The organism is Natronomonas sp. (assembly GCF_036625485.1).
In the GTDB taxonomy this organism is placed as follows: domain Archaea; phylum Halobacteriota; class Halobacteria; order Halobacteriales; family Haloarculaceae; genus Natronomonas.
Genome location: NZ_JAZKTR010000071.1, coordinates 1 through 12,467, shown reverse-complemented (window position 1 = coordinate 12,467; position 12,467 = coordinate 1). Strand labels below are relative to the sequence as shown.

The window sequence follows — 12,467 nt, the reverse complement described above, 5'->3', positions numbered from 1 at the left end:
CGGAGTTGTCGTGGTACAGTACGATTTCGGTATCACCGTCGACCATCCGGGCGACTTCCTGCGAATCCGTGGCGATGGTCGACAGTGTGAACGACTCCTGCTGGAGCGATTCGATGGCCGCAATGTACCGAAAGAGGACGTACAACTCCAGCAGCGTCTCGTCGTCGTCCGGCGTAATGGCGGTCCGGTCGAGTAACTCAGCCATCGCATCCGGGTCCGCATCGAGCGCCTCGTGATACGACCGGAGAAGGGCGGCGGCCTCGGTGTAGACGAGACTCCGAGATTCCTCCGCGCGTTCGAGCATCCGTTCGGTCGGTTCGTAGCTCTCGGGGCCCCGGATCCGCTTGACGTGGACGTTCCGCTCGAAGATGCGTTGCATCGTCTCGACGAGTTCGAGGTTCTCCTTCCAGCGGTCAGTGACCCATTCGTAGTCGGCCCGGAGATACCGCTCGCAGTTCTCCAGCGTTCGGTAGATGACTGCGAGCAGGCGCTTGAGAACGATGTTCTCGGCGATATCGTAGTTCTCCGAGCGGTTGTCACAGACGAACAGCGACCGGTCCTTCGGGTTCGTCGAGTATCGTTTTCGGACCGTCGCCGACCAGCTAATCCGACCGCTGACGTGACCGCGTGAGGTCTCGCGGACGCTTTCGGTCTGCGTTTTGACGCTCCGGAGCCGCTGTGGGAGCGACTCGACGAAATCGACGACCTCCGGCTTGAGGATGAAATGGAGGCGGACCAGCGCTTCGTAGTCGTCGAACCGTTCGTCCAGTCCCGTTGGTTTCAGTTCGCTTGCGATGTGCTGTTCGGGGAACGTCCCGTGCATCACGTAGGTCAGGATGTCCTCCGAGAGTCCGGCGACGAGTTCGTCCCTATTCATCGACCCGAACGCCGAGGACGTCTCCCGCGAGCCTGTCGAGTCGCCGCCTGTCGACGGCGTCCGATGCCGCGATTCGTGAGACGATACGACCGCGATTCGGCACCCCTTCCAACTGCGGGAAGATGTAGTTCGAGACGGCCTGGGTGAGCGCGGTCCGCCGGTCCACGTCGTGAGCGGTCACGTGCTTGAGGATGTCTTCGACGATGGCTGGGCCGATCTTCCGCCCGTCGTCGAACGCGTTGACCGCGAACCAGAGACCGCCGACCTCCCGGAGCGTCTCCTCTTCGGGGTCGAGATTCCACGCGTCGGCATAGGCCCGAACCAGTTCCGCCTGCTCGTCTTCGTCCTCCGGGATATCCGGTGCCGCCACGTGGATGAACGCGAAGCGGCGCATGAACGCGTAGGACAACTCGTAGAGGGAGGTCTTGTCGTAGCTGTTCATCGTCGCCAACATTCGCCACGACGACGGAACGACGTACTGGTGGTCCTGCAGAGTTCCGTCGAACTTCGAGGCCGGGAGGATCTCGATTTCTTCGCCGTCGCGCTTGTACGGGAGTTGAACGGCCTGCCCGGAAAGGAGCGTGAACAGCTGGCCGAAGGACTTGTCGATGTCGGCCCGGTTTATCTCGTCGATGACGAGCAGTTCGTTCCGCTGGGTGCCGCGATGCTTGAACCGCCGAAGGACCTGCCCCGGTTCGAACGAGAGGTTCTCGCCGTCGGATTCCTCGGGCATGTAGCCGCCGACCGTCTCGAAGGTCGACCAGTCGGCCGTCGCCGTCGTGATCCGATAGCCGGTGTACGTATCGGGGTTCACGTCGGTCAGATGCTCGCAGAGGAGACGGGCGATCTCCGTCTTTCCGGTTCCCGGCGGTCCCGTGAAGACGATGTGTTTCCCGGCGTTCAGCGCCGAATTGACCTGTTCGAGGAGTTCACGCCCCTGCTCGTCGGGGAAATAGAGCCCATCGAGTACGGATTCCGGTACGTCGACCTCGGGAACCCGAGTCAGGTCAGGCGGTTGCTCCTCGGAGTCTTCGAAATCGTCGAGTGTAGGCGGTTCTTGCGGGGCCTCGCCATGAACGAAGTTCTCGACGGAGCCGTATCGCCCCCGAATGCCACCGAGACCCAGCTCGTTTAGCCTGGAGAAGCCCATCACGTAGGAGATGTCGTGACCGGCGAGGTCGTGAACCTCCTCGGAGTCGATGTTCGTCTCGATCGGGGGTTCGAGATAGATGATACAGACCCACGGCGCCCCTTCCTCGTGGTTCGGCCAGAGTTCGCGTCCGAGCGACTCGTTCCGTTCGGTTCCGAGGACTCGTGCGCCGTACTCGTAGCTCCCGTCCCGATAGAAGAGCAGAAAGTCACCCTCCTCGATTTTCTTCCAGCTACCCGAGACGCTGTCCTTGGTTCCCCACACCCTGATCGGGTCGGCGTCGGGATGGGTATCGGAGTGATCGGCAACGACGTCCTCATCGATGCCATCGAGAACGGTACGCTGGAAGTTCTCCTGCGCCGCGTCGTTGCCGTAAGGAGCGAGAAAGACCTTCGGCCCGTCGTATGCCATCGTTCGTCTGTGTCCTCTCGCCGAAATAAATCTAGGTGCGCCACGGCGGCCGTTTATCAATCAAGCCGCGACCAACTCGCGGCGATGCTGGCACGCCAACATCCCGATGCTCGCTGCCCCCGATGTGCGTCGAGGCTTCGGTACGGCCTGAAGCGGGAGGGAAGCGGCTGGAAGGTTCAGTACGTCTGTCCGCCGTCGGATGGCTGTGGCCGCGAGTTCTCGGTCGGTCGAATCGATCACGGATCGGTCGACAGCGAGGACGAAGCCTACCGACGGGCCGAACGGCTCGGGAGCACGCTCTACTGATGTGTGCCTATATATCCCACAGCCCCAAGTCCTTACGTCGTTGCACGCCTTTCGGTATGTAATGTCAGCATCGTACCGACCACAAAACGTATGCGAAACTCCGCCTCGCTTCCGATAAGCCCTCCATGACCGACACGACAGACACGCAGGCGCCCGCCCCGGGACTCGATTCGTCGGACGTCGAGACGGCCGGCCGGACCGCCCGTCGCGTCATCGAGAACGTACAGGACGTCATCGTCGGCAACGACGAGGCCATCGAGCACCTCGTCACCGCCCTGCTCGGCGGCGGCCACGTCCTCCTCGAGGACGTCCCCGGCGTCGGCAAGACGATGCTCGCGCGGGCGGTGGCGGCCTCCTTCGACTGCTCGTTCAAGCGCGTGCAGTTCACGCCCGATCTGCTGCCGACCGACATCACCGGCGCGAACGTCTACAACCGGAAGGAAAACGAGTTCGATTTCCGCCCCGGTCCCGTCTTCGCCAACGTCGTGCTGGCCGACGAGATCAATCGCGCACCGCCGAAGACACAGGCCGCCCTGCTGGAGGCGATGGAAGAAGAGCAGGCGACCGTCGACGGGACGACCCATCCGATGCCGGACCCCTTCGTCGTCATCGCCACCCAGAACGCCGTCGAGCGGGAGCGCACCTACGAGTTGCCCGCCGCCGAACTCGACCGATTCATGCTGAAGCTCCGGCTCGGCTATCCCGACGAACGCGAGGAGGCGGAGGTCATCGACCGCGCGGTCGGCAGCCACGCCATCGACGACATCACCGCCGTCACCGACGTCGACGCGCTGCGGACCGCCCGCGGGATTACGGGCGGCATCGAGGTCCGCGAGCCGCTGCGGGCGTACGTCACCCGGCTTGCGGCCTACACGCGCGAGCACGCCCGACTCGGCGCAAGCCCGCGGGGCTCTATCGCCCTCGTTCGGGCCGCACAGGGGCGGGCCGTCCTCGATTCGCGAGGGTACGTCGTCCCCGACGACGTACAGGCCGCCGCGCCGGTGGTGTTTCCCCACCGGATGCGCACCGAACCCGGCGCGGCCGACCCCGAGACGGTCGTCGCGGAGGCACTGGAGACGGTTCCCGTCGAGGAGTAAGATGGCGCCTTCGGTCCCCGCCGTTCGGCCGACCCGACGCGGCCTCGCGGTCGTCGCGGTTACGGTCGGCGCCTTCCTCCTCGGAGCGACCGGCGGCGCTCGCTCGCTGAACGCCGTCGTCGTGCCCGCCCTCGTCGCGCTCGCGGCCAGCGCCGTCCAGTTGTATCGCGCCGACCCGCCGACCGTCGAGCGGTCGGTTCCCGAACCCGGCTTCGCCGGCGAGCGCCGCCGCGTGACCGCCACCGTCGACAGCGGCGTGCCGTGTACGGTCCACGAGAACGCCGACCCGGGCATCCACGCCGAGTCGCTGACGGCGACGGTCGGCCACGGCGGCCGCTTTACCTACGACATCGGCTATCGACGCCGCGGCGAGTACACCCTCGGGCCGGCCGACTGCATCCAGACGGATTCGCTGGGGCTGTTCCGGCGGACCGTCACGAGCGCCGAAAGCGACCCTGCGACCGCCCTGGTGTATCCCGACATCTACGACCTGGATACCGACCTCGTTCGACTGGTCGGCACGTTCGTCGACGACGACCGGTCGTCGTTCGACCGCCTCCGGGAGTACGTCCCCGACGACTCGATGCGGGATATCCACTGGCGCGCGAGCGCGAAGCGCCCCGACGACGACTTCCTCGTCGCCGAATACGGGTCCCGTGGCGCGACCGACGAGGTGACCGTCGTCGGTGAGGCCGCCACCGACCGCGAAAGCGCCGACGCGATGGCCGCGACGGTCGCCAGCGTCGCGGCCCATCTCCACGATTTCGGCGTCACCGTCGCCGTTCGCGTCCCCGACGGCGACTGCATCGCCCCGCCCGGGAGCGTCGAGGGACTGCTCGAACTGCTGGCCCGCACCGATGGCGGCCGCGTCGAAACCGACGGCCAACCCGAGGTCCACGTCGTCGCCGAGAACGGGACCGCGACGGTCACCCTCGACGACCGCGACGTGGCCTTCGAGGCCGGTGGCGAAACCCGCGGCCGGGAGGTGGTCGCGTGAGCACCGCGTCGACGGCGGTCCGAGAGGCTGTCGACGATGCCCTGCCGGCGGTGACCGACCGGGTCTCCGTTCCCCAGCTCGTCGCACTTGGTGGCGTCGTCGTCGCGCTGTGGGCGTTCCTGTCGGTCCTCCACGAGATCCTCGTCGTCACCGGCGATCCGGGACAGCTCTACTACGTCCTCGCGGGCGCCGGACTCGCGGGGACCGTTCTCGCGCGCGTCATCCGGCCGCGGACCGCCCTCGGTCTCGGCGCCGCGGCGGTCGTCGGCGGGACCTACCTCTACGTCCAGTCGCTGCCGGGCGGAGTGCAGTTCCTCGCGGTGGCGGCGCCGATGCTCACCGACGCGTGGGAACTACTGGCCGGCCTCTCCGTACTCCGCATCGTCAACGCCGACATCTGGGCGCTGACGGCCGCTCCCGGCCCGGTTTTTCTGGCGTGGTATCTCGGCTTGCGCCGACACTATACCGCGGCCTCGGCGGTCGCCGGCGGCGCCCTCGGCGTGATGGTGCTGACCGGCGACGCGACGACCACGGCGACCCTCATCGGCGTCGTCGGCGTCACCACCGCCGTCGCCTTCGGCGACTGCGACCGTCGAAACGAGCCCCTGCGCAACGCCGACGCACTCGTCGTCCTGTTGGCGACGATGGTCGTGTTGACCCTCTTCGTCGGCGTCGTCCCCGGCGCCGCCGACTCGCTCATCTCGACGGAGGGCATCGGCACCGAGGAGACGACGATGGAATCCAGCCTCGTCTACGCGGGCGACCAGGTCTCGGTGACCGGCCCCGTCGAACTCTCCCCGGAGGTCCGATACACCGTCGAGGCCGACCGCGAGTCCTACTGGCGGGCCGGCACCTACGACCGCTACACCGGCGGCGGCTGGGTCAGAAGCGGCGGCCTCCGCTCGTATCAGGGGCCCCTTCAGAGCCCGCCGGGCGACAGCAGAACCCTCGAACAGAAGTACACCGCCGAGACGGAGATCGCCACGCTTCCGGCGGCCAACAAGCCCGTCAGCGTCGGCAGCGTGCCCGTCCCCGTGCAGGTGACCGACGCCGGTGGCTTCCAGCCCGCCAGCCCGCTGCAGGGCGGCGAATCCTACAGGGCCACCAGCGAGGTGCCGACCGCCAACAGCCGACAGCTACAGGCCGCCGGGACCGACTACCCCGAGGGCATCGAAACCCGCTATACGGAACTGCCCGACAGCACGCCCGCCCGCGTGGCCGAACGTACCGACCGACTGACCGCCAACGCCGACAACCCCTACGATACCGCCCGCGTCATCGAACAGTGGCTGGAGAACAACCGCGAGTACTCGCTGGACGTCGAGCGGCCGCGCGGCAACATCGCCGACTCGTTCCTCTTCGAGATGGACGCCGGCTACTGTACCTACTACGCGACGACGATGGTGACGATGCTCCGCACGCAGGACATCCCCGCGCGGTTCGTCGTCGGCTACACGACCGGCCAGCAGGTCGCCGACGACGAGTGGGTCGTCCGGGGCTACAACTCCCACGCGTGGGTCGAGGTCTACTTCCCCGAACACGGCTGGATCACCTTCGACCCCACCCCGTCGAGTCCCCGGGAGAGCGCCGAACTCGACACGCTCGATGACGCACGCACCCAGGGGACCGGTGACGTCGACACCACCGAGAGCCGCGAATCGACCATCGCCCCCACGACACCGAGCACACCCGACGGAACGCCCGGCGGCGACGGCCTCAACGGGAGCGAGACGACACCCCCAAGCGGCCCCGACGAGACCGGCGGCGACGGCGGGCTTTCGATTCCCACGATTCCGCTGCCGACGCCCGAGCAACTCGGCGTCGGTCTGCTGGTACTCGCCGGCCTGCTCGCCGCCGGCCGGCGGACGGGACTGAACCAGCAGCTCTACCGTGCGGTGTGGCTCCGGCGGCGACCCGACGGCGACCCCGAGGACGTGGTGGCTGGCGCCTACCACCGCGTCGTCTACCTCCGAGAGCTGGCTGGCCGCGAGAAGGCGCCGGGCGAGACCCCACGGGAGTTCCTTGCCGACGCCGACGAGCGCGCCAAACGGGTCGGAGACCTCTACGAACGGGCGAAATACGGCCCCGGGATCGACGAGGCAGGCGCCACGGAGGCGACGCGACTGCTGGCCGAGCTGCTCGACGAGCGGTCACGACTCCCCCATCGGTTGGAAAAGCGTGATACGAAGTCCCGATAGTGTTTAATACGGCCGTCCTGTATGTTCGGGCTGTAATGTCGGAAGTCTGCTCGACGTGCGGTCTCCCCGAGGAACTCTGCGTCTGCGAGGACGTAGCCAAAGAGTCCCAGGAGATCAATATCCGCATCGACGAGCGCCGATACGGTAAAGAGGTAACGGTCATCGAAGGATTCGACCCCCGCGACGTCGATGTCGACTCGCTATCGTCGGACCTGAAATCGAAGTTCGCCTGCGGCGGCACCGTCGAGGACGGTGTCATCGAACTCCAAGGCAACCACCTCGGGCGCATCGAGGAGTTCCTCCGCGAGAAGGGGTTCAATGTCGCCTAGCACCCTCTGACCGTACGTCGAGTCTCCGTTTTTCGCAGTAAGCACGGAACGACCAGCTACTGTGCCGTTCAGAACGGCGCTTCGGGGCCTTCCTCTGCCGTCTCCTCGGCTTGTTCGTCCGTCCCGCCGTCGGTCTCCAGATCGTAGGGCCACCCTTCGATACCCGGCTCCAGCGAGTCGACGCGGCCGGAAAAGCCCTCGTAACTGCCGATGAGCCGTGCGGCCTGCTGGCTCGCCTGCCCGTGCGGACAGACCGTCACGACACGCTCGGCGTCAGCGATGTCCTCGATGCGTGCGGTCAGTTCGCCGAACGGGACGTTCTCGCTTGTCGGGATGTGGCCGCGGCGGAACGCCGCGGGCGACCGGATATCGACGATCCGGACGTCGGCCTTCGCCTCAAGCAACTCCTGTAGTTCCTCAGCGGAGATCTCGCCGTCCATACACGCCGATAGGTGAGCAGGCGCTTAAACGACAGGGCTACAGTGTGACGTCGCTACAAGAGGCCGTCGGCGTCCGCCAGCAACAGCCCCTCGATGGTGGCGTCGTTGGCCGGGTCGCTTCGGGCGACAGTGAGGGCGTCCTCGACTGGGACGGTCCGCACGTTGAGGAACTCGCTGCCGTCGAGTTTCCGCTCGCCGGGCTCGAAGCCCTCGGCCCAGACGATGCCGCGAGGGTGGCGCAACACACCCGTCGAACACCAGAAGTCCTCCAGCAACTCGACGGAATCGGCGACGATGCCGACCTCCTCTTCGAGTTCGCGGGCACCCGCCTCGGCGTAACTCTCGCCGTCCTCGACGATGCCCGCCGGCAGTTCGTAGCAGAGTTCCCGGATCGTCGGCCGGAACTGCTCGACCATCACGACCGAGCGGGCGTCATCGGGCGGCGACCCCTCGCCCGGCGATTCCGGCGCCGGCAACCCGAGCGACGGCGGGTCGTCGACGACGGCGACGATGACGACCGCCGCCGGCAACTCCGCCCAGTAGTACTGCTTCTCGCGGCCGTCCGGCAACTTCACACGGTCGTACCCGCCCGTGTACCAGCCGGTCTCGTATTCGGTCGCCGATTCGAGAACGTTCCAGTCGTGATCTGTCGGACTCCGGTCGGTCATGGTTCCTCCGTGAGGCGCACGATCTCCAGTCGGTACCGTTGGCCCTCGTAGTCGACGAACACGGTGTCGCCGACCGGCGAATCGGCCCCTCGCTGGACGGCCGCCGCATTGCGGGACTCGAACTCGTCGAACTCCTCGAAGGGCGTGTGGGTGAAGGATTCCTTCAAGCCGCCGACGCCGCCCGGTCCCGTGTAGTAGGCCTCCGAGCGAGCCGGGTCCTCGCCCGCCGCGGCGGCATCCAACGCGTCGAAGGCATAGGGGAACCGCTGTTCGGAGAAGTTGTCGGCGACTATCGCCGCCCCCGAGTCATCGACGGGTGTCGCCTCGACGTAGTACGGGTCGCCCGTCTCGATGAGACTCGGAACCGCGCCGAGTGCGATGAGAACCGCGAGGATTCCGAGAATGGCCAGAATCAGGTTCCGCGCTATCGGTCGCATAGCTCCTCGCGATAGATGCGGTTGAACGCCATGCGCCGGAGGGTCGCGACGGCCGCCTCGGGTTCGTTCTGGAAGGTAGCCGCAACCGCCCGGTCGGCGAAAGGCGCCGCGTGCCAGGCGACCCGGTCGACGTTGTCGCTGCCGGCGACGCGTATCTCGCCATCGAAGTCTTCGCGCCACTCGTCGAACTCCGCCTTCGTACCGACTCGCACCGTGAGCTGCTCGGCGAACAGCGCCTGTCGGGCTGTTTCGACCACGTCGCTCGTCACGCGTTCGTCGTATTCCTCGCGGCCGAACTTCATCGCCTTGGCCACCTCGCGGACGACGGTCTGGGCGACCGGCCCCAGCGATTCGTAGCGCTGTTCGGCTTCGTCCCACGATCTGGGCGAAAGGGTCCCCTCGGTGCGCATATCGGTCGACTCGCCCGTCACTCGCTTTCGTCTTCCGCTTCGTCCTCGCGTTCCTCGTCGGCCAGCATCTCCCGCGTCATCTCGCGGGCCTCCTCGAGGACCGCTTCCGTCTCGGCGTCCATCGACCCGGAGGTGTCGACGATGCCGTCCGCCGCGTGGGCATCGTCGCTCCCGTGGTCGTGCTCATGGCCGTGGTCGTGGCCGGCATGACCCTGTCCCTCGTCGAACAGCGCGCCCGAGCGTTCTTCGAGGCGGTCGCCGGCCGACTCCGGCTTCCCGGTCGTATCCTCGAAGACCTGCGGGAACTCCGTCTCCTCGACGTCTTCGGCGACGATATCGGCGAGTTCCGACTCGCCCATCTCCTCCCACTCGGGGGCGTGTTCGTCCAGCCACGTCTCGTGGTCGGCGTTGCCGAGCATCGCGGAGAAGGCGAGGTGGTTGGCGAGATGGCCCGCATCGGCTTGCGGGTCCTCACAGACGGGGCAGGCGTATCCCATACCCTACATGGGTGCGCCAGCGGCAAAACGCCTGCGTCTGCCGACCCCAGGCCGAACGGTGCCTACGCCTGTCGAACCATCACCAGCGCGTCCTCGCCGTCGTCGTAATAGCTCGGCGAGACGTGGTGGAGTTCGAAGCCGAACTCCTCGTAGAGCGACCGGGCGGGGTGGTTGCTTCGCCGGACTTCGAGTTTGACGCGGGCGACGCCGTCGACGAACAGTCGTGAAAGCGCCTCCGAGAGGACGAGTCGGCCGATGCCCTCGCCGCGGTGTTCTGGGTCGACCGCGAGGTCTTTGAGGTGGCCAAGCGGCGCCCCGTGATTGGGGACGCTGTCGGCGACCGCATAGCCGACGACCCGGTCGTCGCGTTCGGCGACCAGAAATCCGGGTTCACCGAGGAACCGCTCGAACGCCGCGTAGGGCCACGGCTGGTCGAAGGACCGCTTTTCGATGCGGAACACCGATAACAGGTCCGCTCGCGTGGCCTCACGAACGGCTACCTCCCCACGTGGCGAGGTCGTGGTCACACTAGTGATTGCGGAGTGGGATTGATAGAGTTACCGGCCAGTTCGAACCGATGAAGTCCGGAAAACCGCAACCAGACAGCCTAACACACCGAGGTGGGGCCAGAAGGTTCATGTACCTCCAAAATAAAGAATCGGATGCACCCGTTTGGGTGCATCCCCACCCCCCCACCCCGCTTTGAAACGCCAGAGAGCGACCGCGATACTCCCCCACCATCTCCCCCCGGTCGCGCTGGCGTTTCTGACCGCCTGCTCCCCGCTCTCCCATCACCTTTCGACACCCCATAGCCGGGGCGCTGTACCGACGAACGGTCAGAATAGCACCACCGCTACACGCGATCTAAAATAAAACGGAAGTTAGCATCCGCGAGCGCCCGCAGGGCGCGAGCGGTTCTCGGCGATGAGGCGGCGAAGCCGCCGAATCGCCGTAGCGACGTTCGTTAGTCGTCAGCGGGCGCGGCGCCGCTGTCCTCGTCGTGCTGCTTCTTGACGTGGGAGAGCTTCCCACCGTCGGCGAGGATGCGACGTTCGCGCTCGGAGGCGTCCAGCGTGGCGGTGAGTTCCCACTCGTCGTTGACGCGGACGGTGAACTCTTCCTGACCGGTGCGGACGGCCTCTGCGACGTCGTCGACGACCTCGATGTCGTCGTCCTGCTCGATCTTCTGGTAGTCCTCGTCGTCGATCTCCAGCGGGAGGAGACCGAAGTTGAAGAGGTTCGCCTTGTGGATGCGGGCGAAGCTCTGTGCGAGGACGCCCTCGACGCCGAGGTACATCGGACAGAGGGCCGCGTGTTCACGCGAGGAACCCTGACCGTAGTTCTCGCCGGCAACGAGGAAGCCGCCGTCGCTGTCGAGTGCACGCTGTGCGAAGGAGTCGTCGACACGCGAGAGCGTGAACTCCGAGAGCTTCGGGATGTTCGACCGGTACATCAGGATGTCCTGGGTGGCGGGGATGATGTGGTCGGTCGTGATGTTGTCCTCCATCTTCAGGAGGGTGGGCCCCGCCAGGTGGGCGTCGAGCTCGTCCTTCAGCGGGACGTCGCCGATGTTCGGGCCCTTGATGAGCTCGTCGTCGACGGCCTCGTCGGGCGCGATGAGGTCCGGGTCGTCCTGCGCCATGCCGTCGCCGTACTTGTCGCCCATCTCGAATTCGGGCGCCTCGAGGTCGCCGAGTTCGTCGGCGAGGTCTCGGGGGTCGATGATTTCGCCTTTGATGGCTGCCGCGGTGGCGACCTCGGGCGAACAGAGGTAGACGTTGTCGTCCTCGATGCCGGAGCGGCCCTCGAAGTTGCGGTTGAAGGTCCGCAGTGAAACGGAGTCGGAGGCGGGAACGTGACCGATGCCGATACAGGCACCACACGTCGCCTCGGAGAAGTTGACGCCGGCCGCCATCATCTCGGCGGTCCAGCCCTCACGGGCGAGCATCTCGGAGGCCTGTTTCGAACCGGGCGCGACGATCATCTCGGTCTTCTTGTCCGTCGTGCGGCCTTCGAGCATCTTCGCGCCGGGGAGGATGTCCTCGTAGGCGCCGTTCGTACAGGAGCCGATCATGACCTGCTCGACGTCCGTGCCGGCGACCTCGCGGACGGGCACGACCTTGTCGGGCATCGACGGGCAGGCGATGAGCGGTTCGAGGTCCGAGAGGTCGACGACGATCTGATCGTCGTACTCGGCGTCCTCGTCGGGGCCGAGGTCGACGTATTCGTCCTCGCGGCCGATCCGGGAGAGCCAGTCCTTGGTCTTCTCGTCGGTCGGGAAGATGGAGGACGTGGCACCCAGTTCCGTACCCATGTTGGTGATGGTCGTCCGCTCGGGGACGGTCAGCGTCTCGACACCGGGGCCGGTGTATTCGAGAATCTTGCCGACGCCGCCCTTGACGGACAGGTCGTCGAGCAGGTGCAGGATGACGTCCTTGGCGGTCGCCCATTCGGGCAGTTCGCCTTCGAGACGGACGTTGACGACTTCCGGCATCTCGATGTAGTAGGCGCCGCCACCCATGGCGACGGCGACGTCGAGGCCACCGGAACCGATGGCGAGCTGGCCGAGGCCACCGGGCGTCGGCGTGTGGCTGTCCGAACCGAGGAGCGTCTTGCCGGGCGCGGCGAAGTTCTCCTTGTGGACGTTGTG

At 66.4% G+C, this 12,467-nt stretch carries 14 protein-coding genes; 5 read left to right on the top strand and 9 right to left on the bottom strand.

The window, feature by feature from the left end; genetic code table 11:
* Both V5A53_RS08515 and V5A53_RS08510 read right to left on the bottom strand, forming a co-directional pair.
* Positions 1-877: hypothetical protein (locus V5A53_RS08515; protein ID WP_332313172.1), on the bottom strand; the 877-nt coding region annotated here is incomplete at its 3' end.
* A complete protein-coding gene (locus V5A53_RS08510; RefSeq protein WP_332313171.1) occupies positions 870-2,438 on the bottom strand; it encodes a MoxR family ATPase in 1,569 nt (522 codons plus the stop codon). The genes V5A53_RS08510 and V5A53_RS08515, both read right to left, overlap by 8 nt.
* Before the next feature lie 84 nt (positions 2,439-2,522).
* On the opposite strand from V5A53_RS08510, the gene V5A53_RS08505 reads away from it, so the two are divergent.
* From V5A53_RS08505 to yciH, 5 genes are all read left to right on the top strand, one after another.
* Positions 2,523-2,744, top strand: coding sequence for a hypothetical protein (locus tag V5A53_RS08505; RefSeq protein ID WP_332313170.1), 222 nt, complete (start codon positions 2,523-2,525; stop codon positions 2,742-2,744).
* A gap of 125 nt (positions 2,745-2,869) precedes the next feature.
* Complete coding sequence (locus V5A53_RS08500) at positions 2,870-3,841, top strand: AAA family ATPase (protein WP_332313168.1); 972 nt, start codon at positions 2,870-2,872, stop codon at positions 3,839-3,841.
* Between the two features lies 1 nt (position 3,842).
* Positions 3,843-4,838: a DUF58 domain-containing protein gene (locus V5A53_RS08495; protein ID WP_332313167.1), complete on the top strand. Its 996-nt coding sequence runs from the start codon at positions 3,843-3,845 to the stop codon at positions 4,836-4,838.
* Positions 4,835-7,036, top strand: a complete 2,202-nt coding sequence (locus V5A53_RS08490; protein WP_332313166.1) for a transglutaminase TgpA family protein — start codon at positions 4,835-4,837, stop codon at positions 7,034-7,036. The genes V5A53_RS08495 and V5A53_RS08490 overlap by 4 nt, the downstream gene beginning before the upstream one ends.
* A gap of 35 nt (positions 7,037-7,071) precedes the next feature.
* On the top strand, positions 7,072-7,365 hold the full coding sequence (gene yciH, locus V5A53_RS08485) for a stress response translation initiation inhibitor YciH (RefSeq protein ID WP_332313165.1): 294 nt from the start codon (positions 7,072-7,074) through the stop codon (positions 7,363-7,365).
* 68 nt (positions 7,366-7,433) lie between these two features.
* Here the strand turns inward: yciH and V5A53_RS08480 are convergent, their stop codons facing one another.
* From V5A53_RS08480 to V5A53_RS08450, 7 genes are all read right to left on the bottom strand, one after another.
* Positions 7,434-7,805, bottom strand: a complete 372-nt coding sequence (locus V5A53_RS08480; protein ID WP_332313164.1) for a rhodanese-like domain-containing protein — start codon at positions 7,803-7,805, stop codon at positions 7,434-7,436.
* A 53-nt stretch (positions 7,806-7,858) separates the two neighbouring features.
* The gene (locus V5A53_RS08475; RefSeq protein WP_332313163.1) at positions 7,859-8,473 is read right to left on the bottom strand and encodes an NUDIX hydrolase; all 615 of its coding nucleotides are present in this window, start codon (positions 8,471-8,473) and stop codon (positions 7,859-7,861) included.
* Positions 8,470-8,910, bottom strand: coding sequence for a hypothetical protein (locus V5A53_RS08470; RefSeq protein WP_332313162.1), 441 nt, complete (start codon positions 8,908-8,910; stop codon positions 8,470-8,472). The genes V5A53_RS08475 and V5A53_RS08470 overlap by 4 nt, the downstream gene beginning before the upstream one ends.
* Positions 8,898-9,320, bottom strand: a complete 423-nt coding sequence (locus V5A53_RS08465; protein WP_332313161.1) for a DUF5809 family protein — start codon at positions 9,318-9,320, stop codon at positions 8,898-8,900. Before V5A53_RS08465 ends, V5A53_RS08470 begins: the two co-directional genes overlap by 13 nt.
* A gap of 17 nt (positions 9,321-9,337) precedes the next feature.
* A complete protein-coding gene (locus V5A53_RS08460; RefSeq protein ID WP_332313160.1) occupies positions 9,338-9,817 on the bottom strand; it encodes a DUF5810 domain-containing protein in 480 nt (159 codons plus the stop codon).
* A 62-nt stretch (positions 9,818-9,879) separates the two neighbouring features.
* Positions 9,880-10,344 carry a ribosomal protein S18-alanine N-acetyltransferase gene (rimI, locus tag V5A53_RS08455; protein ID WP_332313159.1) on the bottom strand — a complete coding sequence of 155 codons (465 nt, stop codon included), beginning with the start codon at positions 10,342-10,344 and terminating at the stop codon, positions 9,880-9,882.
* Positions 10,345-10,781: 437 nt separating this feature from the next.
* The coding region (locus V5A53_RS08450) for an aconitate hydratase (RefSeq protein ID WP_332313158.1) at positions 10,782-12,467 on the bottom strand (1,686 nt) is incomplete at its 5' end.